Annotated in this window: 19 protein-coding genes; 16 read left to right on the top strand and 3 right to left on the bottom strand. The window is 73.9% G+C overall.

What is annotated here, in order from left to right; genetic code table 11:
- Positions 1-124 precede the first annotated feature (124 nt).
- A complete protein-coding gene (locus MicB006_RS13425; protein WP_192900290.1) occupies positions 125-1,105 on the bottom strand; it encodes a LacI family DNA-binding transcriptional regulator in 981 nt (326 codons plus the stop codon).
- A gap of 159 nt (positions 1,106-1,264) precedes the next feature.
- Between MicB006_RS13425 and MicB006_RS13420 the strand changes: the two genes are divergently transcribed.
- The 8 genes from MicB006_RS13420 to MicB006_RS13385 all read left to right on the top strand — a co-directional run bounded on the left by MicB006_RS13420 (position 1,265) and on the right by MicB006_RS13385 (position 12,090).
- Complete coding sequence (locus MicB006_RS13420) at positions 1,265-2,575, top strand: ABC transporter substrate-binding protein (RefSeq protein WP_116506443.1); 1,311 nt, start codon at positions 1,265-1,267, stop codon at positions 2,573-2,575.
- The gene (locus MicB006_RS13415; RefSeq protein WP_116506441.1) at positions 2,572-3,570 is read left to right on the top strand and encodes a carbohydrate ABC transporter permease; all 999 of its coding nucleotides are present in this window, start codon (positions 2,572-2,574) and stop codon (positions 3,568-3,570) included. The genes MicB006_RS13420 and MicB006_RS13415 overlap by 4 nt, the downstream gene beginning before the upstream one ends.
- Positions 3,567-4,433 carry a carbohydrate ABC transporter permease gene (locus MicB006_RS13410; protein WP_116506439.1) on the top strand — a complete coding sequence of 289 codons (867 nt, stop codon included), beginning with the start codon at positions 3,567-3,569 and terminating at the stop codon, positions 4,431-4,433. The genes MicB006_RS13415 and MicB006_RS13410 overlap by 4 nt, the downstream gene beginning before the upstream one ends.
- Positions 4,434-4,472: 39 nt before the next feature.
- Entirely contained in the window at positions 4,473-6,797 is a 2,325-nt protein-coding gene (locus MicB006_RS13405) for a glycoside hydrolase family 3 N-terminal domain-containing protein (protein WP_116506437.1), read from the top strand.
- 150 nt (positions 6,798-6,947) lie between these two features.
- The gene (locus MicB006_RS13400) at positions 6,948-8,051 is read left to right on the top strand and encodes a glycosyltransferase family 39 protein (RefSeq protein ID WP_116506435.1); all 1,104 of its coding nucleotides are present in this window, start codon (positions 6,948-6,950) and stop codon (positions 8,049-8,051) included.
- A 105-nt stretch (positions 8,052-8,156) separates the two neighbouring features.
- On the top strand, positions 8,157-10,025 hold the full coding sequence (locus MicB006_RS13395) for a glycosyltransferase (protein ID WP_116506433.1): 1,869 nt from the start codon (positions 8,157-8,159) through the stop codon (positions 10,023-10,025).
- The gene (locus tag MicB006_RS13390) at positions 10,019-11,152 is read left to right on the top strand and encodes a glycoside hydrolase family 26 protein (RefSeq protein WP_116506431.1); all 1,134 of its coding nucleotides are present in this window, start codon (positions 10,019-10,021) and stop codon (positions 11,150-11,152) included. Before MicB006_RS13395 ends, MicB006_RS13390 begins: the two co-directional genes overlap by 7 nt.
- 56 nt (positions 11,153-11,208) lie before the next feature.
- Complete coding sequence (locus tag MicB006_RS13385; RefSeq protein ID WP_225980728.1) at positions 11,209-12,090, top strand: DUF1963 domain-containing protein; 882 nt, start codon at positions 11,209-11,211, stop codon at positions 12,088-12,090.
- Positions 12,091-12,103: 13 nt separating this feature from the next.
- On the opposite strand, the gene MicB006_RS13380 is transcribed toward MicB006_RS13385, so the two are convergent.
- Positions 12,104-13,411, bottom strand: coding sequence for an aminotransferase class V-fold PLP-dependent enzyme (locus MicB006_RS13380; RefSeq protein WP_116506429.1), 1,308 nt, complete (start codon positions 13,409-13,411; stop codon positions 12,104-12,106).
- 137 nt (positions 13,412-13,548) lie between these two features.
- On the opposite strand from MicB006_RS13380, the gene MicB006_RS13375 reads away from it, so the two are divergent.
- Together MicB006_RS13375 and MicB006_RS13370 are read left to right on the top strand one after the other, a co-directional pair.
- The gene (locus MicB006_RS13375; RefSeq protein WP_073828641.1) at positions 13,549-14,439 is read left to right on the top strand and encodes an alpha/beta hydrolase; all 891 of its coding nucleotides are present in this window, start codon (positions 13,549-13,551) and stop codon (positions 14,437-14,439) included.
- Positions 14,440-14,532: 93 nt separating this feature from the next.
- The gene (locus MicB006_RS13370) at positions 14,533-17,247 is read left to right on the top strand and encodes a LuxR family transcriptional regulator (RefSeq protein WP_116506427.1); all 2,715 of its coding nucleotides are present in this window, start codon (positions 14,533-14,535) and stop codon (positions 17,245-17,247) included.
- A 54-nt stretch (positions 17,248-17,301) separates the two neighbouring features.
- Here the strand turns inward: MicB006_RS13370 and MicB006_RS13365 are convergent, their stop codons facing one another.
- Complete coding sequence (locus tag MicB006_RS13365; RefSeq protein WP_116506425.1) at positions 17,302-18,060, bottom strand: class I SAM-dependent methyltransferase; 759 nt, start codon at positions 18,058-18,060, stop codon at positions 17,302-17,304.
- A 181-nt stretch (positions 18,061-18,241) separates the two neighbouring features.
- On the opposite strand from MicB006_RS13365, the gene MicB006_RS13360 reads away from it, so the two are divergent.
- From MicB006_RS13360 to MicB006_RS13335, 6 genes are all read left to right on the top strand, one after another.
- A complete protein-coding gene (locus MicB006_RS13360; RefSeq protein WP_116506424.1) occupies positions 18,242-20,521 on the top strand; it encodes an FAD-dependent oxidoreductase in 2,280 nt (759 codons plus the stop codon).
- A gap of 23 nt (positions 20,522-20,544) precedes the next feature.
- Positions 20,545-20,838, top strand: a complete 294-nt coding sequence (locus tag MicB006_RS13355) for a putative quinol monooxygenase (protein WP_225980727.1) — start codon at positions 20,545-20,547, stop codon at positions 20,836-20,838.
- Positions 20,835-22,061 (top strand): cytochrome P450, encoded by a 1,227-nt coding sequence (locus tag MicB006_RS13350; protein WP_116506420.1) that lies wholly within the window; start codon positions 20,835-20,837, stop codon positions 22,059-22,061. Before MicB006_RS13355 ends, MicB006_RS13350 begins: the two co-directional genes overlap by 4 nt.
- 52 nt (positions 22,062-22,113) lie before the next feature.
- Positions 22,114-22,779 carry a TcmI family type II polyketide cyclase gene (locus MicB006_RS13345; protein ID WP_073828298.1) on the top strand — a complete coding sequence of 222 codons (666 nt, stop codon included), beginning with the start codon at positions 22,114-22,116 and terminating at the stop codon, positions 22,777-22,779.
- A 93-nt stretch (positions 22,780-22,872) separates the two neighbouring features.
- A complete protein-coding gene (locus tag MicB006_RS13340) occupies positions 22,873-23,256 on the top strand; it encodes a DUF1622 domain-containing protein (protein ID WP_013286772.1) in 384 nt (127 codons plus the stop codon).
- Between the two features lie 55 nt (positions 23,257-23,311).
- Positions 23,312-25,369: a heavy metal translocating P-type ATPase gene (locus MicB006_RS13335; protein ID WP_116506418.1), complete on the top strand. Its 2,058-nt coding sequence runs from the start codon at positions 23,312-23,314 to the stop codon at positions 25,367-25,369.
- Positions 25,370-25,441: the final 72 nt, after the last annotated feature.

The following is a 25,441-nucleotide window of genomic DNA, read 5'->3' as shown; positions in this document are numbered from 1 at the left end:
GCGGTGCGCTTCCGAAACTTCCGGGGAATGTTCCGGAAGTAGCCCGAAACCTTACGGACCTCGATAGCCGCCCGTCAATCACCGTTCGGGAAGGAGCGCCCGGCCGGGCCGGACGCGGAGCGCGTCAGCGCAGGGGCCGGCAGGAGGCCCGGACGACCAGCTCGGTGGGGAGCTGGATGTGGGTGTCCCGCTCGACGCCGGCGATCAGGTCGATCAGCAGCCGCAGGGACTCGGCGCCCATGCGTTGCAGCGGCTGCCGGATCGTGGTGAGTGGAGGGTCGACGAGCGCCGACTCGGGGATGTTGTCGAAGCCGATGACCGACAGGTCGTCCGGTACGCGCAGGCCGAGGCCGCGGGCGACGTCCAGGGTGGAGATCGCCGACAGGTCGTTGCCGGCGAAGATCGCGGTCGGCCGGTCGGGGAGCGCGAGCAGCTCGCCGGCCGTGCTGGCGGCGGTCTCGGTGCGGAAGCCGCCCACCCGCACGAGCCGCTCGTCCACCGGCGCGCCCGCGTCGGCCATCGCCTTGCGGAACCCGGCCTCGCGCAGCCGGGCCGACTCCAGGTCGGGGCGGCCGCTGATGTGCGCGATCCGGCGGTGGCCCAGCGACAGCAGGTGGTCGGTGGCCAGCACGGCGCCGGCGAAGTTGTCGGAGTCCACTGTGGGCAGGCCGGACGGGCCGGTGTGCGGGTCGACGGCCACCACGTGGAAGCCGTGCTTGGTCTCGACCACCGTCGGCGTCACGATCACCGCGCCGTCGATGAGCGTGCCGGAGAGCCGTGCCAGCGAGCGCCGCTCCCACCCGATGGCCGCGCCCTCGCCGTCCCCGCTGGAGTAGGCGAGCAGTTGGTAGCCGCTGCCGGCGACCTCGCGGGACGCGCCCTTGAGCAGCTCGGTGGAGAACGGCTCGAACTCGGCGACCAGGATGCCCAGCACGTTCGTGCGGTGGCTGCGCAGGCTCTGCGCCCCCAGGCTCGCCTCGTAGCCGAGTTCGTGGATCACCTGCTGGACGCGCTCGACGGTGGCCTGTGCGACGCCGTACCGGCCATTGACAACCTTCGATACAGTTGCCACCGAGACGCCGGCCGTACGTGCCACGTCCGACATCTTGACGCGCTGCGGGAACACCACGCCGACGATGATAGAGGGCCCTTCCCGGTGGATCGAAGACGATGTCGAAAACGTTATCGATACCGATTGACTTCACGTTACGGCCCTGTAAAACTCCCCGGCAGGTAACCCGGCTATGTGGTCGAGGAGACATCTATGGCGATGAAGCGCCGTGCTGGTGCCGTCCTGGCACTGTTTGTGACAAGCGCTCTGCTGGCCTCCGCGTGCACCAGCGGTGGCGACGACGAGAAGGCCGCCGAGAGCGAGCTGTACAAGAATCCGGTGACGCTGACCTGGTGGCACAACGCCTCGCAGGACGGCCCCGGCAAGACGTACTGGGAGAAGGTCGCCAAGGACTTCTCCGCGGCCCACCCGACCGTCAAGATCGAGATCGAGGCGATCGAGACGAACCAGCTCCAGCGCACCCGGCTGCCCGCCGCGCTGCTGAGCAACGACCCGCCGGACATCTTCCAGGCGTGGGGCGGCGGCGAGATGCGCGAGCAGGTCGAGGCCGACTACCTCAAGGACATCACCGACCAGGTGAAGAGCGAGGTGGCCGACATCGGCAGCGCCTCGGAGATCTGGCAGGTGGAGGGCAAGCAGTACGGCCTGCCGTTCCGGATGGGCATCGAGGGCATCTGGTACAACAAGGACATGTTCGCGAAGGCGGGCATCTCGGCGCCCCCGACCACCTTCGAGGAACTCAACGCCGCGGTCACCAAGCTCAAGGCCATCAACGTCGTCCCGATCGCCCTGGGCGCCGGTGACAAGTGGCCGGCCGCGCACTGGTGGTACAACTTCGCGCTGCGGGCCTGCTCGGTCGACACGCTGAAGAAGGCGACAAAGGACCGGACCTTCGACGACCCGTGTTTCGTCAAGGCCGGTCAGGACCTGAAGGCCTTCATCGACACCAAGCCGTTCCAGAACAACTTCATCGCCACGCCGGGCCAGAACGACCCGACCAGCGCCAACGGTCTGCTCGCCAACGGCAAGGCCGCGATGGAGCTGATGGGCGACTGGAACCGCGGCACCCTGGACACCGTCGCCACGGACAAGGCGGCGCTGGGCAAGTTCCTGGGCTGGTTCCCGGTGCCGGCGATCTCCGGCTCCGCCGGTGACCCGAAGGCGGCCCTCGGCGGCGGCGACGGCTTCGCCTGCTCGAAGAACGCCCCGGCCGAGTGCGTCGAGTTCCTCAAGTACATCGTCAGCCCCGAGGTGCAGAAGGGCTACGCCGCCACCGGCACCGGCCTGCCGGTCGCCAAGGGCGCTGCCGACGGCGTCACCGACCCGGCGCTGAAGTCCATCCTGGAGGCCACCTCCTCGGCCACCTACGTGCAGCTCTGGCTGGACACGGCCTTCGGCAGCACCGTCGGCACCGCGATGAACGACGCGATCGTCGCGATCTTCGCCGGCAACGGGACACCTGAGAAGGTCGTCTCGGCCATGAAGGCGGCCGCAAGCAAGTGACGTCCGCATCGCAGACCCGTACGCCCGCCGACGGCGCTCTCGCGCCGCCGGCGGGCCTCCGGCCCGGCGCACGAGCCGCCTCACGCCGCGCCGAGACCCGCCGCAAGTGGTACGAGATCATCGGGCTGACCACGCCGGCGGTCCTCATCTACGTGCTGTTCGTGCTGGTGCCGATGGGCTTCGCGTTCTACTACAGCCTGTTCCGCTGGCGCGGGGTCGGGCCGCCCACCGAGTACGTCGGCTTCCGCAACTACACGCTCGCGTTCCAGGACCCGATCTTCCTCGACGCGCTGCGCAACAACGCCATCATCGTCTTCGGGTCGCTGCTCATCCAGGGTCCCGTCGCGCTCGGCATCGCCCTGCTGCTCAACCGCCGCTTCCGCGGGCGCTCCGCGTTCCGCCTGCTGGTCTTCGTGCCGTACGTGCTCGCCGAGGTCACCGTCGGCATCATGTGGAAGCTGATCCTGACCGACGGCGGCTCGCTCGACGCGCTGCTGCGGTCGGTGGGGCTGGGCGGGCTGGTGCAGGCGTGGCTGGCCGACCTCGACGTGGTGATCTGGACGCTGCTGTTCGTCCTCACCTGGAAGTACGTCGGCTTCGCCATCATCCTGCTGCTCGCCGGCCTGTCGAACGTGCCGCCTGAACTGAACGAGGCCGCCGAGATCGACGGCGCGAGCTGGTGGCAGATCCAGCGTCACGTCACGTTGCCGCTGCTCGGCCCCACCATCCGGATCTGGATGTTCCTGTCGATGATCGGCTCGTTGCAGGTCTTCGACATGGTCTGGGTGACCTCCGTGCCCGCGGTGCGGTCGCTCGGCGCCTCCGCCACCATGGCGACGTACATGGTGGACAACGGTTTCTTCGCCCGGCTGTGGGGCTACGGCAACGCGGTCGCCGTGATCCTGTTCGCCATCTCCTTCGTGGCGGCGCTGCTGTTCCAGCGGTTCCTGCTCAGCCGTGACATCGAGGGCGCCATCACCCGGAAGGGGAAGTGACAGTGGCAGTGAACCCCGCACCCGCTCCCTCGGCCGGGCGCCGCCCGGTGCAGTGGAGCTCGCCGCTGACGTACGCGATCGCGCTCGCGGTCGCGGCCGTATCGATCACCCCGGTCGTCTACGTCATCGTCGGTGGCTTCCGGACCACGCCGCAGATCGTGAACGATCCCGCCGGCCTGCCCGACCCGTGGGTCTGGGACAACTACTACCGGGTGCTGACGCAGAGCGACTTCTGGCGGCAGGCGTTCAACAGCGCGGTGATCGCTCTCGGCACCACGCTCGGCGTGGTGGTGCTCGGCATGGCCGCCGCGTTCGTGCTCGCCCGGTACTCGTTCCGGGGACGTGAGTGGCTCTACACCTTCTTCACGCTCGGTCTGCTCTTCCCGGCCGGGGCGGCGATCCTGCCGCTGTACCTCCTGCTGCGTGACCTGAGCTTGATCAACTCCTACTACGCGGTGATCCTCCCGCAGGTGGCGTTCTCGCTGCCGCTCACCATCGTCATCCTGCGGCCGTTCCTGTCGGCCATCCCGCGGGAGCTGGAGGACGCGGCCGCCATCGACGGCGCCGGCCGGCTCGGCTTCCTCTGGCGGATCGTGCTGCCGCTGTCGCGGCCCGCGATCGTCACCGTCGGCATCCTCGCGTTCGTGGCGAGCTGGAACGCGTTCCTCCTGCCGCTGCTCGTCCTCGGGGACGTCAACCTGCACACCCTGCCGCTGGGCGTGCAGAACTTCTCCAGCCAGTACACCACCGACACCGCCGGCGTCCTCGCCTTCACGTCGCTGGCGATGTTGCCGGCGCTGCTGTTCTTCACCCTCGCGGAGAAGCAGATCGTCGGGGGCCTCCAGGGCGCGGTCAAGGGCTGAGCGGCAGCGGTACCAGCACAACCAGTGGAAAGGCACACCATGACAGAGGTCCATGCGGTGGTGGACGGCCCGGCGCCGGCTCAGGCGGGTCCGGACCACGACCGGCCGGACGGGCACGATCCCGACGCGCGCGTACGGGAACTGCTCGCTCGCATGACGATCGAGGAGAAGGTCGCGCAGATCGTCGGGTTCTGGGAGAAGGAGGACGGTGAGGCGGTCGCGCCCCTGCAGGGCGAGTTCGCCGACACCGGCCGGCTCGACGACTTCTCCCGGCACGGTCTGGGCCACCTGACCCGCGCCTACGGCACCCGCCCGGTCGACGCGGCGGCCCGCGCGGCCTGGCTGTGGAGGTTCCAGCGGGAGCTGGTGACCGGCACGCGGCTGGGCATCCCGGCGATCGTGCACGAGGAGTGCCTGACCGGCCTGTCGGCGTGGAAGGCGGCCACGTTCCCGACGCCGCTGGCCTGGGGCGCCGCGTTCGACCCCGACCTCGTCACCGAGATGGCGGCGGCCATCGGGGCCTCGATGCGCGCGCTCGGCATCCACCAGGGACTGTCCCCGGTGCTCGACGTGATCCGGGACCCGCGCTGGGGCCGGGTCGACGAGTGCATCGCCGAGGACCCGTACCTCGTCGGCACCATCGGCACCTCGTACGTGCGGGGACTCCAGTCGCAGGGCGTGCTCGCGACGCTGAAGCACTTCGCCGGCTACTCGGCCTCACGGGCCGGGCGCAACTTCGGCCCGGTGCACGCCGGTCCCCGGGAACTCGCCGACGTGCTGCTGCCGCCGTTCGAGATGGCGATCCGCGACGGCGACGCGCGCAGCGTCATGCACTCGTACGCCGAGATCGACGGCGTGCCGGTCGCCGCCGACCCGACCATGCTCACCGACCTGCTGCGGGAGCGGTGGGGCTTCGACGGCACGGTGGTGGCCGACTACTACGGTGTCGCCTTCCTCAACCTGCTGCACCACGTCGCGGCCGACAACGCGGACGCGGCGGCGCAGGCGCTGGCCGCGGGCCTGGACATCGAACTGCCCACCGGCGACGCCTTCCTGACCCTGACCGAGTCGGTGCGGGCCGGCACCGTCGACGAGGCGCTGGTCGACCGGGCGGTGCTGCGCGTCCTGCGCCAGAAGCAGGAACTCGGACTGCTCGACGCCACGTTCGACGACGAGCCGCCGGGCGCTGTCGACCTCGACTCGCCGGAGCACCGGTCGATCGCGCGCCGGCTCGCCGAGGAGTCGGTCATCCTGGTCGCGAACGAGGGCGTCCTCCCGCTGCCGGCGGGCCGCCGGGTGGCGGTGGTCGGCCCGAACGCCGACCGGCAGGGCGCGTTGTTCGGCTGCTACTCGTTCCTCAACCACGTGCTGGCCCACCACCCCGGCGTGGAGACCGGCATCGAGGTGCCGACCGTCCTCGAAGCGGTGCGCGCCGAGTTCGGCGCCGACCGGGTCACCTTCGCGGCCGGCTGCGAGGTGGACTCCGCGGACCGGTCCGGCTTCGACGAGGCGGTCGCCGCCGCGTCCGCCGCCGACGTGGCCGTCCTCGTGGTCGGCGACCACGCCAGCCTGTTCGGCCGCGGCACCGTGGGCGAGGGCTGCGACCGGGACGACCTGGAGCTGCCCGGTGTGCAGCGCCAGCTCGTCGAGGCGGTGCTGGACACCGGCACCCCGGTCGTCCTGGTGCTGCTCACCGGCCGCCCGTACGCGCTGGGCTGGGCGCTGTCCCGGTGCGCCGCGGTGGTGCAGACGTTCTTCCCGGGTGAGGAGGGCGCCGGCGCGATCGCGGGCGTGCTCTCCGGGCGGGTCAACCCGTCCGGCCGGCTGCCGGTCACCCTGCCCGGCTCGGCCGGCGCGCAGCCGTACTCGTACCTGCACCCGGAGCTGGGGGAGGGCATGAACGGCACCAACCTGCCGGCGACGCCGGTGGCGCCGTTCGGTCACGGGCTGTCCTACACCACGTTCGCGTACGGCGACCTGACCGTGCCGGCCGAGGCGCCGGTCGACGGGGCGCTGCGGGTGTCGGTGCGGGTGACGAACACCGGCGCGGTCGCCGGTGACGACGTGGTGCAGCTCTACGGCCGCGACCTGGTCGCCTCGGTGACCCGGCCGGTGGCGCAGCTGCTCGGCTACCGGCGGGTGCGTCTGGAGCCGGGCGCCTCGGTCACCGTCGAACTGACCGTGCCGACCACGCGGCTGGCCTTCACCGACCGCGCGCTCCACCGTGTGGTGGAGCCCGGGGAGGTCGACGTCTGGGTGGGCACGAGCGCCCGGCGCGACGTCCAGGCGCGGACGACGCTGACCGGCGACACCGTCGAGATCACCGCCGCCTCGCCCCGCTGGACGACCACCGACGTCCGCTGAGCCGGGGTCCGCCGGTCGTCCACGGGGCGGACGGCGGACCCTTTCATCTCATATTGGCGTTATGTCGGTTTTGGCTCAGTAGGCTCCAGGATGTCATCCAGCCCTGGCTGGATCCCGGTCGCCGGCACCCACAGGGATGCGTGAGTCACGATGATGGACGCGGACACCATGGTCCTGCCCCGGATCGGGGACGCCGCGATCGAGGACCCGTGGGGCGAGGACCGTCCGCGCCGCCCGACCGCCCGCGCCGCGACCGCCGCCGTGACGCGGTGGCGGATCGCGGCGTGGCTGCTGCCGGCGACCCTGACCGGCGCGCTCGGCGCCGCCCGGATCACGACGTCGGGACTGAGCGCCGCAGAGCTGGCGGCCCGCCGGGCGGCGACGTCGCCCCGGCAGGGGATCGGGCTCACCGGCGACGACGTCGCGCTCGGGCCGTACCACCTGCTCCTGCGCGGCTGGGCGGAGCTGTTCGGCTCGACGGACCTCGCGCTGCGCGTACCGTCGCTGCTGGCCATGGTGGGAGCCGCGGCGCTCGTCGGCGCGCTCGCCACCCGGATCGCCACGCCCGCCGCCGGCCTGCTCGCCGGCATGATCTTCGCGGTGCTGCCGACCTCGACCCGGTACGCGCAGGAGGCGCAGCCGTACGCCCTGGCGGTGTTCGCCGCCGTGCTCGCCACCTGGCTGCTGGTGCCCGCGCTCGACCGGCCGGGCCCGCGGCGGCTCGTGCCCTACGCGGGCGCGGTGCTGCTGCTCGGCCTGTGCCAGCCGGTGGCGTTGCTGCTGCTCGCCGCGCACGGCTGGGTCGTGCTGGCGTTCCGTCGCCGCGCCGCCGTCCGGTGGCTGGCCGCCGTGGCCCTCGGGCTGCTCCCGGTCGCCGCGCTGCTCGGTGCGGGTCTGCGCGGCGGCGGGCACCTGGCGTCGGGTGTGCGACCCGGCGCCGCCGTGCTGGCGGCCACGCCCGGCGAGCTGTTCGGCGTCGCCGCGCTCGGTGGCGTGCTGGCCGGGCTGGCGCTGTTCAGCCTTCCGCTGCGGCACGCCGCCGCGATCTGCACCGCCTGGGCGCTGGTGCCGGCGCTCGCGCTGCTGGCGCTGGCGCAGGCCGTGCCGGTCTGGTCGGCGGTGAACCTGCTGTTCACGGCACCGGCCTGGGCGGTGCTCGGCGGGATCGCCCTGTCCCGGGCGCGCGCCGCTGTCGCAGTCGCCGTGCTGGCGCTCGTCGTGTTGCTCGGGGTGGCGGCGCAGCTTCCGTCGTGACCGGTCGACGAACGGGCGATCTCTGCCTGATTCGCTCCTTTTGCGGCTGTTTGTCGGCTTAGCATTCGGGCGGCTCCTGAGCCGGATGCAGACCATGGGGGAAACGTGGCCGTCGCCGCCGATACACGCCTGTCCCGCGCCACGACGGCCGGGACGCCGGGCGACCGCCCGAGCGCGCCCGTCCCGCCCGGGGCGCCCGCCGACCCGGACCGCCGGCAGCGCAACGTCAGCGCCCGCCTGGCGTACGCCCGGTGCGGCGCCGTCGCCGGTCCGCTGCGCCCGCCTCGCGGCCCGGACGCGGCGGTCGAGTTCCGCCCCACCGCCTCGGTGGCCGCGCGGGTGATGCTGACGCTGCTGGTGCTCGTCAACAGCGCCGCCGGGCTGGTCTTCGTCGGCTGGCTGCTGCTGCCGCAGCACGTGCCCGGCCCCGGCGTCGTCGGGCTCGGCGGCTGGCAGACCGCCGCCGCCCGGCTCGCGTTCTGCGTCGTCGTCGGCGTCGAGCTGATCCGCCTGGCGCAGAACGTGGTGGTGTGGGTCTTCGCCTTCCACGCCCGGGACCCGGTGCCGGTCGACCCGCCGGTCGGCCTGCGGGTCGCGCTGCTCACCACCATCGTGCCGAGCAAGGAGCCGCTGGACGTCGCGGAGCGCACGCTGCGCCGGCTCCGGGAGATCGTCTACTGCGGGCACGTCGACGTGTGGATCCTCGACGAGGGCGACGACCCGGCGGTGCGGGCGATGGCCGACCGGCTGGGCGTACGCCACTTCACCCGCAAGGGCCGGCCCGAGTACAACCAGCCCGGCGGCGAGTTCCGGGCCCGGACCAAGTCCGGCAACCACAACGCCTGGCGGGCCGAGCACGAGCACCGTTACGACGTGGTCGCGAACGTGGACCCGGACCACGTGCCGCTGCCGAACTTCCTGGAACGCACACTCGGCTACTTCCGGGACCCGGACGTGGCGTTCGTGGTGACACCCCAGGTGTACGGCAACATGCACCAGAACTTCGTCGCCCACGGCGCCTCGGTGCAGCAGTACCTCTACAACGGCCTGATCGCCCGGGGCGGCAACGGCCTGGACGCGCCGCTGCTCACCGGCACCGGGCACCTCTACCGCCCGGCGGCCTGGCGGACCATCGGCGGCTACCAGGACTCGATCATCGAGGACCACCTCACCAGCATCCGGGTGCACGCCGCCGTCAACCCGGCCACCGGGCGCCGCTGGAAGGGCGTCTACACCCCCGACGTGGTGGCGCTCGGTGAAGGGCCGACCTCCTGGGCGGACTACTTCAACCAGCAGAAGCGCTGGGCCGCCGGCATCTGCGAGATCCTGCTCCGGCGCGAGCTGCGTACGCCGCGTACGCTGCCGGGCCGCCGTCGCTGGCAGTACCGCCTGCTCCAGTTCTACTACCCGAGCGTCGCGGTGAGCCTGCTGCTGGGCAACGCCGCCACCGCGCTCTACCTGCTGACCGGCGTGGACGCGGGCCGGCTCGACCCGCAGGTGTGGGCGACGCTGTGGGGCACCACAGTCGGCACCTGGTTCCTGCTCTGGCTCTGGCTGCGCCGCTTCAACATCGCCCCGCACGAACGTGAGGAAGTGGGCATGGCCGGCATGGCGCTCGCCCTGTTCGCCGGGCCGGTCTACGTGGCCGCGGCGGCCGGCGCGCTGCTGCGCCGCCGGCTCGGTTTCGTGGTGACCGCCAAGGGGGCGCTGCGTACCGTCGAGTCCCTGCGCACGTTCCGGCTGCACCTGTGCTGGGCGCTCGCCGCGGCCGGGCTGCTCGCGGTGAGCTTCGCGCTCGGCCACGACTATCCGCTGCTGCGGGTCTGGCCGGCGTTGACGCTGCTGACCGGCCTCGCCCCGCCGCTGATCTCCTGGGCGGAGAGCCTGCGGGCCCGCCGGCACCGCTCGGTGGAGGCGGCGCGAGAGCAGCCGGCGGCGGCGCGGGCGGTGGCTGAGGGCGGTGTCCCGTGCTGAGGCCGACCGCGCCCCGGGTGGGCCTCGCGCTGGCCGGGCTGCTGCTGCTCGCGTACGCCTTCGTGGTGGCGCCCGGCGCGTGGCGCGACCCGGGCACGGGCGCCTCGGCGCACGGTCGCGTACCGGCGACACCGCAGGCGAGCGCCGACGTGCCGGGTGGCGGCCTGTTCCCCCCGGCCGGACAGGCGTTCTTCGGGGTGATGACCGACAAGGGACCGCACGACTTCGCGACGGTCGACCGGTTCGTCGAGGCAGCCGGGCGGTCGCCGCAGGTGATGCTCTTCGGCGCCGACTGGGCGTCGGCCGAGTTCGACCGGAGCCTGTTCGACCGGATCGCCGACCGGGGCATGATGCCCATGCTCGGCTGGGAGCCGTGGGATTACACCGTCGACCTGGCGGCCCGGCGCACCGGCCTGGCGGTCCGGCAGATCGACCGGCTCCGGGCCACCCAGCCGGACTACCGGCTGGACCGGATCGCGCGCGGCGACTTCGACGCCCACCTGCGGTCCTGGGCCGAGGGGGTCCGGTCGCTCGGCTACCCGGTCGCGATCCGCTTCGCGCACGAGATGAACGGCGACTGGTATCCGTGGTGCGAGCGGGCCAACGGCAACCGCCCCGGCGACTACGTGCGGGCCTGGCGGCACGTGCACGACCTGTTCGCCCGGGCCGGGGCCACGAACGTCACCTGGGTGTGGAGCCCGAACGCCCGCTGGGACAAGACGACCGCCGGGCTGACCGGGCTCTACCCGGGTGACGACTACGTCGACTGGGTCGGCGTCACCGGCTACTACGGCACCGGCGCGTTCACCAAGACGTACTGGTCGTTCGACCAGATCTTCGGTCCCACGATCGCCGAGATCCGCAAGGTCACCCGCAAGCCGCTGGTGGTCACCGAGACCGGCGCCGCCGACACCGCCGGACGCAAGGCCCGGTGGATCCGGGAGACGTTCGGCTCCCTGCCCCGGTATCCGGACCTGATCGGGCTGATCTGGTTCGAGGTGGACAAGGAGCAGGACTGGCGCATCGCCGGGTCGCCTGCCGCGGCGACCGCGTTCGCCGAGTCGGTGGCCGGTGAGCGCTACGACGTGACCTGGTCGGCGGCGTCGAGGCCGCGCGCCGGGCCGTGACCCCGTCCCGCGCCGGGCACACTCCATGTCGGACGGCGAGGCTACCCTCCACGATCATGAACGAGAGAGATCAATTCCGGCGGGCGGCGATCGAGCAGGGCGTGCCCGAGGACGAGGTGGCCCGCTTCGCGGAGCTGATCCGGTTCCAGCTCCACGCCTGCCCGCGCGAGGACGGCGTGCACGCCGGGCGGCGGGGCGGGCGGCCGCGGCTGCCGGCGGGCATGCCGTGGCCCACATGCTCGGAGGGTTTCCCGTTGCCGTTCCTGCTCCGGCTCGACTGCGCGGCGCTGCCCCGGGTTCCCGACCTCGCCCTGCCGGCCGACGGCACGCTGCTGTTCTTCCTCGACCAGGAGAGCGCACTGGACGCCTGCGGCATCGAGGCCGAGCAGGAGTTCGCGCGGGTCGTGTACGTCCCGGCCGGCGCCGAGACGATGGACGGTGAGTACGTCGTACCGACCGGAACCGATCTGGAACCGTTCCTCGCCCCCGAGCACGAGATGTACGCCGGTCTCCAGGCGGAACTGCCGGACTGGCTCGACCGCTCGGAGAACTGGCTGAGCGCCACCCAGATCCAGCTCCTGCGCGACATGCCGCACCGCAAGGAGATGAGCGCGCTGCTCGAGCAGCTCTGGCCGGAGCGCCAGTGGTCGCTGCCGGAAGACGTCTTCGTCGGCGGCTACACCATCTCGGCGCAGGACCCGCCAGAGGCGATCATGATGGACAAGGAGCGGCAGCGGCAGGCGAGGTCCCTGCCCCGCGCGGAGCAGATGGTGGCCCTGTACGAGGAACGGCAGCGGGTGATGCGCGAATGGGTGCCGTTGGCCCAGTTCGGCGTACCGGACGAGGAGTACGTCAACGCGCGGTTCCTGATCCGCCACGACGACCTCGCCGCCCGGCGGTTCGACAGGGTGCTGTCATTCTGCGAGTTCACCGAGTGACAGCCGGGCCGGCTCACACCAGCGTGCGGACCGCCCGCAGCACCGCCTCCACGTCCTGCTCGCCGTTGGCGATGGTCGCGCCGAAGCGCAGATAGGACGGCCGGTAGGGGGTGCTGCTGGCGACCACGCCGGCCGACCGGAGCCGGCCCACCGCCTCGCCCACCGGCACGCCCGGCACCTCGCAGCAGACCACACCGGCGGACAGGTCGGCGGCGCGCGGGGTGACCAGCCGTACGCCCCGGATGCCCGCGAGACCCTCCTTGAGCCGGTCGGCCAGCTCCCGGGTGCGTTCGGCGACCCGGGCCGGACCGATCCGGCTGTGGAAACCGAACGCGTCGGCGAGCGCCCAGCGGTGCTCGAAGCTGTGGTAGCCGCCGGGCGTGTGGGCCGGCCCCGGTGGCGCGGGCTGCCCGCCGCCGCCGGCGAGCCAGCTCCCGATGCTGCGTCCGTCGAAGGTGGGGATCACCGGGGTCATCCGGGCCCACGCCCGCTCGGTGGCCCAGACCAGGCCGGTGCCGCGCGGCCCGAGCAGCCACTTGTGGCAGCCGGAGATCAGCACGTCGCAGCCGAGCTGCTCCGGTGTGGACGCGTCGGCGCCGAAGCCGTGCACCGCGTCGAGGCAGAGCAGCGCCTCCGGGCTGCGTTCGCGTACCAGCTCGGCCAGGCGGCGTACCGGCAGCTTCACACCGGTGCTGGAGTGCACCCAGGTCAGCGCCACCACGCGGGTGCGCGGGGTGAGCGCCCCGGCGAGACCGGCCGCCATCTCGTCCACGCCGGCGGTGGCGGCGTCCTGGTAGAGGCGGGCCCGGCGCACCGTCACGCCGTCACGGTCGGCGCGCAGCCGCAGCGACTCGTGCGTGGCGTAGAAGTCGTGCTCGGTGGTCAGCACCTCGTCGCCCGGCCGCAGCCGGATCGCGCTGTAGACGAGGCCGAGGCCCATGGTGGTGGAGTCGGTGAGCGCGATCTGGTCCGGCTTCGTGCCGAGGTGCCCGGCGGCCGCGTCGAGCACCGCGCGGTCCAGCCGTTCCTCGTTTGCGAGCAGGTAACCCGAGGCGTCCCGGTCCAGGCCGTCGCGGTGGGTGGCCACGGCGGCGCGTACCGGGGCGGGGTGCGGCGCGAACACGAAGGTGGCCAGGTGCGCCCGGGAGCGGTCCAGCGCGAACTGGGCGCGGACGCTGTCCCAGCTGCCCGGATCCAGGGCGGGCGGGTCGTCCGCCGCACCGTCCTGCGCCGCCGGACGGTCCGGCTCGCAGCCGGTGGCCAGGCCGGTGACACCGGCCGCCGCGGTCGCGCCGAGCAGGTGCCGTCGGGTCAGGTGCATGAGGTCATCGTCCGCCGTGCATGTCACGACCGGGTCACCACCGTCCGGGGGGACCGGTGATTTCACCGATGCGCGCCGCGCCGAAGGCATCGATGCTGACGCATGTCGATGTAATTCCGGCGCAAGGAGTGACCGACGTGCCCACCACCATCCGTTCCCGTACCCCCATCCGTGCCCTGGCCCGGTTCGCCGTGGCGGCGCTGCTCGCCACGGGCGGCGCCCTCGCCGTCCCGGCCGCGGCGAACGCGGCCAGCCCCTACGAGCGCGGCCCGGCGCCCACGAGCGCCATCCTGGAGGCCAGCCGCGGCCCGTTCGCCACCTCGTCGATAAACGTCTCCTCGCTGAGCGTGACCGGCTTCGGCGGCGGCGTCATCTACTACCCGACCAGCACCGCCGAGGGCACCTTCGGCGCGGTCGCCATCTCGCCCGGCTACACCGCCTCGTGGTCCAGCCTGAGCTGGCTCGGACCGCGGATCGCCTCGCACGGCTTCGTGGTGATCGGCATCGAGACCAACACCCGGCTGGACCAGCCGGACAGCCGGGGCCGCCAGCTACTGGCCGCGCTGGACTACCTGACCGAGCGCAGCTCCGTGCGGGGCCGCATCGACTCCTCCCGGCTCGCCGTGGCCGGGCACTCGATGGGTGGCGGCGGCAGCCTGGAGGCCGCGGCGGCCCGGCCGTCGTTGCAGGCCGCCGTCCCGCTCGCGCCGTGGAACCTGGACAAGACCTGGTCCGAGGTACGGGTGCCGACGCTCATCATCGGCGGCGAGACCGACAGCGTCGCGCCGGTGGCGACCCACTCGATCCCGTTCTACAACAGCATCCCGGCGTCGTCGGAGAAGGCGTACCTGGAGCTGGACGGCGCGAGCCACTTCTTCCCGCAGACGACGAACACGCCGACGGCGAAGCAGATGGTGGCCTGGCTGAAGCGGTTCGTCGACGACGACACCCGCTACGAGCAGTTCATCTGCCCCGGCCCGAGCGGCTCGGCGATCCAGGAGTACCGCAACACCTGCCCCAGCGCCTGAGCCCGTCCGCTGCCGGGGTGGTCGTCGCGACGACCACCCCGGCAGCATGTCTGCCTCTTTTCCGACGGGTTGCCCATCTGTGACACTGCACGCATGCTTTCTGCATCGACAGTGCATATAGACCTCCGTGGCCGGGACGACGAGTGCGACGCGATCCGCCGGCTCCTCGACCGGGACTCCGGCGGCGCGCTGCTGTTCCACGGGCCGCCCGGCGCCGGGCGCAGCGCCCTGCTGACGTACGCCCGCCGGTGGGCCACGGGACGCACGGTGCTCACCGGCGCCGGCCTGGCCGACGAGGCGACGCTGCCCTACGCCGGGCTGCACCGCCTGCTCGACCCGGTGCTGGACGCGGACACCGCGTTGCCGGTGCGGCAGCGGCGGCTGCTGCGCCGCGTGCTCGGCGGCGACGGCTGCCCGGCCGACCAGCGGCTGGCCCTCGCCGCGGCGGTCCGCTCCCTGCTCGCCGCCGTGGCCGGTGACCGGCCGCTGCTGTGCACGGTGGACGACCTCGACATCGGCGACCGGCAGAGCGCCTGGACGCTCGCCGTGGTGGCGCGCCGGCTGCGCCGGCTGCCGGTGGCGGTGCTGCTGACCGCTACCGCCCCGGCCACTGTCGACGGGGTGCCGGCGCACCGGCTGCGCCCGCTGGACGCCGACGAGTGCCACGCGATGCTCGCCGACCGCGGCCACCGGCCACCCGCGCCGGTGGCCGCCGCGCTGGCTGAGCTGAGCGGCGGCAGCCCGGCGGCGCTGACCGACCTGGCCGGCGCGCTCACCCCGGCCCAGTGGCGCGGCGAGGCGCCGTTGCCCGGCACGCCGCCGGTGGACGGCGGGCTCGCCGCCGCGTACCGGGCCCGCCTCGACCGGCTGCCGGCGCCGACCCGGCGGATGGTGCTGCTCGCCGCGCTCGACCACGGCGACGACCCGGGCACGCTGGTGCGCGCCGCCTGGTCCGCCGGTCTGACGGTGGAGGCGCTCGCCCCGGCCGAGGCGGCCGGGCTGCTGCGGACCGGGCCCGGCGGGGTGACGTTCCCGCACCCGCTCGCCCGCACGATGATCACCGCCGTCGCGCCGCTGGCCGACCTGCGCGCGGCGCACCTGCTGCTGGCCGGCACGCTCGCCGGCGGTCCGCTGGGCCGCGCGCTGCGCCACGCCACCGCCCCCGACTGCCCGGCCGACGTGCTCGCCGCCGAACTGGCGGTGGCCGTGGACGGGGCGTCCGACCGCGCCGCCGCAGCCGCCGCGCTGCGCCGCGCCGCCGAGCTGACCGCCGATCCCGGGCGGGCGGCCGAGCTGACCGTGGCGGCGGCCCGCTGCGCCTGGACCGCCGGCGACCCGGACCAGGCCCGGGGGCTGCTGCGGCGCCTGACCGGCGGACCGGCGCACGGCCCGGCCGAACTGGTACGGGGCGAGATGCAGCTACGGTGCGACGCGCCGGCCGACGCGGTCGCCACGCTGCTGGCCGCCGCCGACGCGGTCGCGCCGGCCGACCGCCGCTCCGCCCTGCTCGCGCTGGTCCGCGCCGGCGAGGCGATCTGCGTCACCGGTGATCAGTTCCGCTACGCCGAGGTGGCGCGCCGCGCCGAGGCGCTGCGGCGGCCCGGCGACCCGCCCGACCTGGACCTGCTGGCCACCTTCGCGGTGGGCGTCGGGGCGACCCTGCGCGGCGACCACGCCCGTGGCGGTCCGGCGCTCCGCCGGGTCGTCGTCCTCGGCGGCCGACTGTCCGGGCCCGCGCTCACTCCGGGCGCGCTGGTCTGCGCCGCCGCGGCGGCGTTGCTGGTGGCGGTCGACGGCCCCGCGCACCGGCTCGCCGGCCGGGCGGTCGAGGAGGCCCGCACGCGCGGCGAGCTGTCCCTGCTGCCCCGGTCGCTGGAGCTGCGGGCCGTCGCCGAGTACTGGCTGGGCCGGCACGAGGCCGCGGCGGAGACCGCCCGCGAGGGCGTGCGCGCCGCCCGCGCCACCGGCCAGCACGCCTGCGCCCAGGTACACCTCGGCATCCTCGCGGTGCTGGCCGCGGTACGCGCCGACCGGGCCGGCGCGCTGGCCCGGATCGCCGAGATCGGCGACGGGGCCGCGCCCGGGAGCCGGTCGGACGCGTACGCCAGGTGGGCGCTCGGCGTGCTGGACCTCATCGACGGCCGGTACGCCGACGCGGTCGCCCGGCTGTCCACGCTGGCCCGTACCGGCACCGGCCGGGGGCAGGTGCTGGTCCAGGTGATGGCCACGCCGTACCTGGTGGAGGCCGCAGCCCACGACGGCGGGCGCCCGGCCGCCGCGCTCGCCGTGTTCGACCACTGGGCCAGCAGCACGGCGAGCCCGGCGCGGCGGGCCCTGGCGGCTCGCTGCCGCGCGCTGCTCGCGCCCCGGGGCGGCCCGGAGGCCGAACGGGAGTTCCACACGGCGCTGCGGTTGCACCCGGCCGACACCGACCGGTTCGAGCGCGCCCGCACCGAGCTGCTGTTCGGCCGCGAGCTGCGCCGCCGGCGCCGCCCGCGCGACGCCCGGGCCCACCTGCACCGGGCGCGGGAGACGTTCACGCTGCTCGGCGCGACCGTCTGGGCCGACCGGGCGGGCGAGGAGCTGCGCGCGGCGGGGGAGTCGGTCGGCCCGGTGCCGGGCGGCCCGGAGCAGTTGCTGACCGGGCAGCAGCTGCACATGGCCCGGTTGGTCGCGCAGGGGGCGACCAACCGGGAGATCGCCACCCGGATGTCCCTGTCCACCCGGACCGTCGATCACCACCTGCGCAACGTCTTCCACCGGCTGGGCGTGCGCTCCCGCACCGAGCTGGCCCGCCTGCTGGCCTGACCTGACCGTCCGCCGGGCGTCGGCCGCCGCCCCGGGCAGGGCGCACCGCCGGGCTCAGCGCAGCGCGGCCACCGCGGCGTCCCCGCCGCCCCGCCAGAGCACGCCGGCCTCGGCGAAGCCGGCCGCGCGCAGCGCGTCCAGGTGCCACGCGGCGGGCGGGCTCCACTCCGGGCTGTGCCCGGTCGGATAGATCTGCCGCCGCTTCTCCACCAGCGGGCCGAGCACCGGGTCGTCTGCCGCCTGCGCCCACCAGTCCGGCCAGGACAGCGCCGCGCCGGCCCGGTACCGGGCGTCCCGGCGCGCCCGCGACCGTGCGCCGAGCCGCTCGGTGAGCGTCGGCATCGCGTCGTCGGGCATGTGGTCGGCGTTGACGAACACGCCGCCGGGACGCAGCACGTCGCGGATCTCGCGGTAGAGCTGCGCCAGGCGCGGGCCGTCCACCCAGTGCAGGGCGGTGGCGGTGAGCACGGCGTCGTAGTCGCGGTGCGGCAGCGCGGCGGCCCAGCCGGAGCTGTTGAGGTCGGCGGTCACCACTGTGGCCCGCCCGGCCAGCGCCGCCTCGGCGAGGGTGAGCAGCACCGGGTCGAGGTCGAGCACCGTCACCTCGGCGTCGGGCCGGCGGGCCAGCGTCCGCAGGCTGATCGAGCCGGTGCCGCCGGCCAGGTCGAGCACGCGCGGCGGCCGGTCGTCCGCGACCGCCTCGACGGCGTCGAGCATCGCGGCGAAGCGGTGCTCCCGGTCCGGCATGAATGCCTCCTGCTGCCGGTCCCAGCTCTCCTGCCAGGCGCGCACGTCCAAGCCGTAAGGAGTCATGCCGCTCACGATAGTTACCGGTGGAACGTCTGTCGAGGCTTGTTGCCAGACTTTTGCAATAAGCGGGGAGCGTCCCGGCGGCGTCACCGGGGCCGGACGTGCGACCGGGCGACGGTGACGACCGGGTGACGCGGGCTGCGGCAGGGTCGCGGCACGACGACGGCACGTTCGAGGGGGCTGCATGATCAGGACGATGCTCCGGCTGCGCGCGCGTCCGGGGTGCGAACCCGCCGTCGGGCCCGCCTTCGAGACCGTCGCCGGACAGCTCGGCGCGCTGGCCGGCAACCTCCGGCACGAGCTGCTCCGCGACGCCCTGGACCCGCGCGGCTTCGTCGTCGTCACCGAATGGGCCGACGAGGCGGCGCTGCGCGCGTACCGGCGCGGGCCCGTGGCGGCCCGCCTGGCCGGCCTGCTCCAGCCGCTCACCGAACCGGTGGACGGGCCGAGCTATCCGCCGCTGCGCGAGACCGGACACGGCGAGGGTCCGGTCTACGTGGACGTCGAGCTGACCGTGCCGCGCGACCGGCTCGCCGAGTTCCACAGGGGCTACCCCGAGGTGGTACGGCGGATGAGCGCGATACCCGGCTACCGCCGCGAGCAACTGCTGCGCGAACCCGGCTCGGACATCCACCACATCTTCGCCGAGTGGGACGGAGCCGCTCCGTTCCTCGCCTGGATCCGCGACCCGGCCCACGCCTCCGCGCAGGCCGGGCCGATCGCCCCGTTCCTACTCGACATCCGGCGCCGCCTGTTCCACGTCGTGCCCGACGCGGACGGCCGCCGTCACCCCACCACGGGCTGGGAGGCCGACGTGCACAGGACAACAGACGTACTCGTCGTCGGGGCGGGGCCCACCGGGCTGACCGCCGCCGTCGAACTGGCCCGGCGGGGCATCGACTGCCTGGTGATCGACAAGCAGGCCACCCCGCCCGGCCACGCCGACAAGGCGATCGGCGTGCACTGCCGCACCATGGAGATCTGGGAGGAGCAGGGCGTCGTCCGGGAGGCCATGGACGCCGGCATCTGGCTCACCGGCAACATGGTCTTCGTCAACGGGGCGCAGACCCACCGGATGAGCTGGGAGCTGCCCGGCCTGCCGTACGCGCACCTCGGCCTGCCGCAGTACGAGACCGAGCGCATCCTCACCGACCGGCTGGCCACCCTCGGGGTGCGCCCGCGGCGCGGCGCCGAACTTGTCGACCTCACCCAGGACGCCGACGGCGTGACCGCCACCGTCCGCACCGCCGACGGCGGCACCGAGACGGTACGCGCCCGGTACGTCGTCGGCGCCGACGGCGCGCACAGCCGGGTCCGGGAGCGGCTCGGGCTCACCTTCACCGGCGGGCTGGGCCGGTTCCCGCAGCTGTTCATGCTGGTGGACGTCGACGTCGACTGGGACATGCCGGACGGGCACCTGCTGCGGTTCCTGCACGTGACCGACGGGCAGATGGACGGGATGCTCGTCTGCGTACCGCTGCGCGGCGAGCACCGCTACCGCATCGCCACCCTGGCCCCGCCCCGGTTCTTCGCGCAGACCGGCGGGCGCGACGCACCGCCCGGGTTCAGCGAGGAACTCGACGAGCCGACCATCTCCGACGTGCAGGCCGCGCTGGACCGCCTCGCGCCACCCGGCACCCGGGCGAGCAACCTGCGCTGGTCGTCGGTGTTCCGGATCAGCCACGGCATCGTCGACCGCTACCGCGACGGCCGGATCTTCGTCGCCGGGGACGCCGCCCACCTGCACCCGCCAGCCGGGGGCCAGGGCATGAACACCGGCATCCAGGACGCCTGGAACCTGGCCTGGAAACTCGCGCTGGCGGTACGCGGGCTCGCCGCGCCCGGGCTGCTGGACAGCTACGAGACCGAGCGGCGGCCGGAGGGCGAGGAGATCGTCGGCCGGGCGGTACGGATGGCCGGCACCGAGGAGGTCGACCGCGCCGACCTGGAACGGCAGTTCCTCCAGGAGATGTCCATGCTGCTCAGTTACGCGAGCAGCCCGCTGGTCGGGGAGACCGTCGCCGACCCGGCCGCGCTCGGTGACGCGCCCCGCCCCGGCGACCGCGCGCCGGACGTCGACGGGCTGCTCCGGCGCGGCGTCGGCCACCCGCTGCGGCTGCGCGACCTGACCCGGGGCACCCGGCACACGCTGCTGCTCTACGCCGACGGCACGGCCGACGCGGCGCAGCTGGCCGCGTTCACCGGGCTGTGCGCCGACGCGCGCCGGCTGGCCGGCGGGGAACTCGACGCGTACCTGCTGCTCGACCCGGACGCCGACGAGCCGCGCCTGCTCGACCCGCCGGTGGTGCGCGACGCCGGGCGCCGGTTCCGCGCCGGATACGGCCTGACCGGCACCGGCCTGTACCTGATCCGCCCGGACGGGCACATCGGGTTCCGGGGCGCGCCGGTCGACCCGGACGCGCTGCGCAAGCACCTGCACCTGGTGTTCGGGGGCGCACGGTGAGACGGGTCCGGACCGTGCTGGCGATGCGGACCCGGGAGGGCTGCGAGGAGCGCTTCGAGGCCGAGTGGCTCAGCGCCGCCGAGGAGATCCGCACGCTGGACGGCTGCCTGCACCAGGACCTGGTCCGCGACGCCGACGACCCGCGCAGCTACCTGGTCATCAGCGACTGGGCCGACCGGGAGCGGCTGGACGCGTTCGGCCGCAGCACGCACCGCGACCGGCTGCTGCGCGTGATCCGGGAGCTGCGCGAGTCCGCCGACCGGCACACCTACCAGGTGCTGCACAGCGTGGCCGGCGAGCCGGGGGAGGGGCGATGAGCGACGACGTGATGCCGGCGAGCGAGCTGTACACCGACGCGTTCGCGGCCGACCCGTACCCCGCGCTGGCGCGGCTGCGCGCCGAGCGGCCGGTCTGCCCGGTCGGCTCGCCGCGCTTCGACTCCTGGCTGATCACCCGCTTCGACGACGCCCGCACCGCGTTGACCGACCCGCGCCTGTCCAAGGACCTGTACGGCCCGGAGCAGCACTACCTGAAGATCTTCGGCCCGAACTCCGAGGGCCTGAACCGCAACATGCTCAACTCCGACCCGCCGGAGCACACCCGGCTGCGCCGCGTGGTGTCGCAGGCGTTCGCGCCCCGGCGGATCGAGGCGCTGCGCCCTCGGGTGGCCACCATCGTCGACCAGCTCATCGACAAGATGGCGCCGCACGGCGAGGCGGACCTGATGCACGACTTCGCCATCCCGCTGCCGATGACAGTCATCTGTGAACTGCTCGGCGTGCCGCCGGCCGACCACGACCGGGTGCTCGACTGGACCCAGGTCATCCGCACCTCCGGCTCCACCAGCCGGCCGCCGGCGCAGGAGCGGGCGGCGGTGCAGGAGGCCCAGCTGCGCCTGCACCAGTACCTGGCCGGGCTGGTCCGCGCCAAGCGCGACGACCCGGCCGACGACATCATCGGCGCACTGATCAAGGCCGTCGACCAGGACGGGACGCTGTCCGAGGCGGAACTGGTCACCACCACGTTCCTGCTGCTGTTCGCCGGGCACCAGACCACCGCCGACTTCCTCGGCAACGCCGTGCTGGCCCTGCTGACGCATCCCGAACAGATGGAACTGCTGCGTGCCACGCCCCGCCTGCTGCCCGCCGCCATCGAGGAGCTGCTCCGGTTCGACGGGCCGCTGCCCGTGGCCAGCCCGCGCATCGCCACCGAGGACGTCGACTACCAGGGCGTACGCATCCCGCGCGGCGCGATCGTCGGCGTCGCGATCAACGCGGCCAACCACGACCCGGCGCACTTCGCCGACCCGGACCGGCTGGACCTGCGCCGGGTCCGGGGCCCGCACCTCGGGTTCGGTCACGGCGTCCACTACTGCCTGGGCGTCTCGCTGGCCCGGATGGAGGCCGAGCTCGCGCTCGGCGCGCTGCTGCGCCGGCTGCCCGGACTGCGCCTGGGCGTGCCGCTCGCCGAGGTGCGCCGGCTCCCCGCCGCCTCGCCGTTCCGCGGCCTGCTGGAACTGCCTGTCACCTTCACCGCCTGACGGCGCCGCCGCCTCGCGCCGCCGCCCCCGTCGCAATCATCAAGGAGCAGTCATGGTCTTCCGCAACGTGATCGTCTGTCACATGGTCCCCGGCAGCGAGCAGATCGTCGGCGACGTCTTCGGCCACTACGACCAGGCCACCCGGCCGCAGGATCTGGGCGTCATCGGCCGGTACCTGCTGTCGCACCACGACCTCTACCTCCACGTGATCGAGCGGGAGCAGGACCCGCGGATCTCCGGGCAGACCCGTGGCCTGCCCGCGTTCCAGAAGATCGCCGAGGAGATCGGCCCGTACGTCACCCCGTACCCGCGCTACTGGAAGAACCCGTCGGACTCGGTGGCCAAGGAGTTCTACCACTGGGCGCCCGAGGGCGAGCCGCCCGCCGACACCACGCTCACCGTCATCGTCGGGCGGATCAAGCCCGGCGCCGAGCCGGACGTGGCGCGGGTCTTCACCGAGTCCGACGCCGGGTCGCTCCCGACCGACCTCGGGGTCACCGGGCGCTGGCTCTACTCGATCGACGACGTCTACGTGCACCTGCTCGAACAGGAGTCGTCGGCGGCCGAGGCCACCCGGGACCAGCACGGCGACAAGCCCGCCTTCGGCAAGGTGATGCAGGACCTCGGCCCGTACATCGAGCCGTACCGGCCGGACCGGTGGCAGGGTCCGCAGGACTCGGTCGCCACCGTCTTCTACCGCTGGCAGGCGCAGGACTGAGCACGCCTCCGCGCTCCCGCCCTCCGGGTGGCGGGAGCGCGGAAACGCCGCCCCCGCCACCGGCCGTACGCGAGGCTGGTGCGGGGGTGCCGGGTGCCGACGAAGGAGATCGTCCAGCACGTCGGGGCGCTGCTGGACCTGGCCGGGGTGCTGGTGATCGCGGTCGGCGTCGCGGTCGCCACGGCGGTGTTCGCGGTGCGCTGCGCCCGGACCCGGCAGGTGGTGGCGCACTACCGCGCGTACCGGCAGGGGGTGGGCCGGGCCATCCTGCTCGGCCTGGAGTTCCTGGTCGGCGGCGACATCATCCGGACCGTCGCGGTGTCGCCCACGTTCACCAGCGTCGGCGTGCTGGCGCTGATCGTGCTGGTCCGCACGTTCCTCAGCTTCTCGCTGGAGGTGGAGCTGGACGGCCGGTGGCCCTGGCAGGGCCGCCCTCCGGCGGACCGGCCGAGCGTGGGCGCCCGGCCGCAGCGCTGATCGCCCGCCGCCTATTACCCCCAGGGGGTATGGTGGTCGGCGGAGGTGACGCCCGATGGAGCACTCACCCGGTCACCACGGCGACCACGGCGGCGGTCATGGCGGCGGCCACGGCGCGCACGCCGGGCACGACCCGGAGCAGTTCCGCCGCCGGTTCTGGCTGAGCCTGGCGCTCACCGTGCCGATCGTCGTCACCAGTCACATGGTGATGGACTGGTTCGGCTACTCCCTGGGCTTTCCGGGCGTGCGCTGGGTCGGCCCGGTGCTCGGCACCGTGGTCTTCCTCTACGGCGGCTGGCCGTTCCTCACCGGCGGCCTGCGTGAGCTGCGCGAACGTGCCCCCGGGATGATGCTGCTGATCTCGATGGCGATCGTGGTCGCGTACCTCGCCTCGGCCGCCACCAGCCTCGGCCTGTTCGACCTGGACTTCTGGTGGGAGCTGGCCGCGCTGGTCACCATCATGCTGCTCGGCCACTGGCAGGAGATGCGGGCGGTCGGGCAGGCGCGCGGTGCGCTCGGTGCGCTCGCAGCGCTGCTGCCCGACGACGCCGAGCGCCTGGACGACGCCGGGCGGCCGCATCCGGTGCCGGTCGGCGAGCTGCGGGTGGGCGACCTGGTGCTGGTGCGCCCCGGCGGGCGGGTGCCGGCCGACGGCCGGATCGTCGAGGGCGCCGCCGAGCTGGACGAGTCGATGATCACGGGGGAGTCGCGCCCGGTGGCCCGCGCCGCCGGGGACCGGGTGGTCGCCGGCACCGTCGCCACCGACTCCACCCTCCGGGTACGCGTCGAGGCGGTCGGCGCGGACACCGCGCTGGCCGGCATCGGGCGGCTGGTGGCGCAGGCGCAGGCCTCCGGCGGGCGCGCGCAGGTGCTCGCCGACCGGTTCGCCGCGTTGCTGTTCTACCTGGCGGCGTTCGCCGGCCTTGCCACGTTCGCGGTCTGGGCGCTGCTCGGCGACCCCGACCAGGCGGTGGTACGGACTGTCACCGTGCTGGTGATCGCCTGCCCGCACGCGCTCGGCCTGGCCATCCCGCTGGTGGTGGCGCTGTCGACCGCGCTGTCGGCCCGCGCCGGCATCCTGGTCAAGGACCGGCTCGCGCTGGAGCGGATGCGTACCGTCGACACCGTCCTGTTCGACAAGACCGGCACGCTCACCACCGGCCGGCACACGGTGACCGGCGTGGCCGCCACCGACGGGCTGGACGAGAACGCCGCCCTGGCCCTGGCCGGCGCGGTGGAGGCCGACAGCGAGCACCCGCTGGCCCGGGCGCTCGTGTCCGCCGCCGACTCCCGTGGCGCGCGTCCGGTCGCGCGCGGCTTCCGGGCGCTGGCCGGCCGTGGCGTGCGGGCCACCGTGGACGGCGTGGACTGGGCGGTCGGCGGGCCGGCGCTGCTGCGCGAGCTCGACGCCCCGGTGCCGGACGACCTGGCCCGGGCCGCGCAGGAGTGGTCGGGCCGGGGCGCCGCTGTGCTGCACCTGGTCCGGCTGCCCGAGGGCGGCCCGCCGGAGGTGACCGCCGCGTTCGCGATGGAGGACCAGGTCCGCCCGGAGGCGCGGGCCGCCGTGGCCGAGCTGCGCGATCTCGGCGTACGCAAGATCGTGATGATCACCGGGGACGCCCGCCCGGTCGCCGAGGCGGTCGCCGCCGACCTCGGGTTCCGGCCCGGCGTCGACGAGGTCTTCGCCGAGGTGCTTCCCGCCGACAAGGACAAGGCGGTGGCCGAGTTGCGCGATCGAGGGCTCACAGTGGCGATGGTCGGCGACGGCGTGAACGACGCCCCGGCGCTTGCGCGCGCCGACGTCGGGCTGGCCATCGGCGCGGGCACCGACGTGGCGATCGAGTCCGCCGGGGTGGTGCTGGCCGGCTCCGACCCGCGCGGCGTGGGCGGCGTGATCCGGCTGTCCCGCGCCTCGTACCGGAAGATGCGGCAGAACCTGGCCTGGGCGGCCGGCTACAACGTGGTCGCGATCCCGCTCGCCGCAGGTGTGCTGGCCTGGGCCGGGATCGCGCTCAGCCCGGCGCTGGGCGCGGTGCTGATGTCCGCCTCGACCATCGTGGTGGCGCTCAACGCCCAACTGCTGCGCCGGGTACGGATCGCGCCGGCTGACTGATCCGCATTTCCCGGCCCTGCCCCGCCGGTCGGCTCGCAGGTGCGAGCGGATACGCCCCTTCCTGCTCGCACC

It is taken from the genome of Micromonospora sp. B006 (assembly GCF_003408515.1).
Classification (GTDB): Bacteria; Actinomycetota; Actinomycetes; order Mycobacteriales; family Micromonosporaceae; genus Micromonospora; species Micromonospora echinospora_A.
The sequence above is the reverse complement of the archived record's forward strand: the minus strand, read 5'-3'. Positions and strand labels throughout refer to the sequence as shown.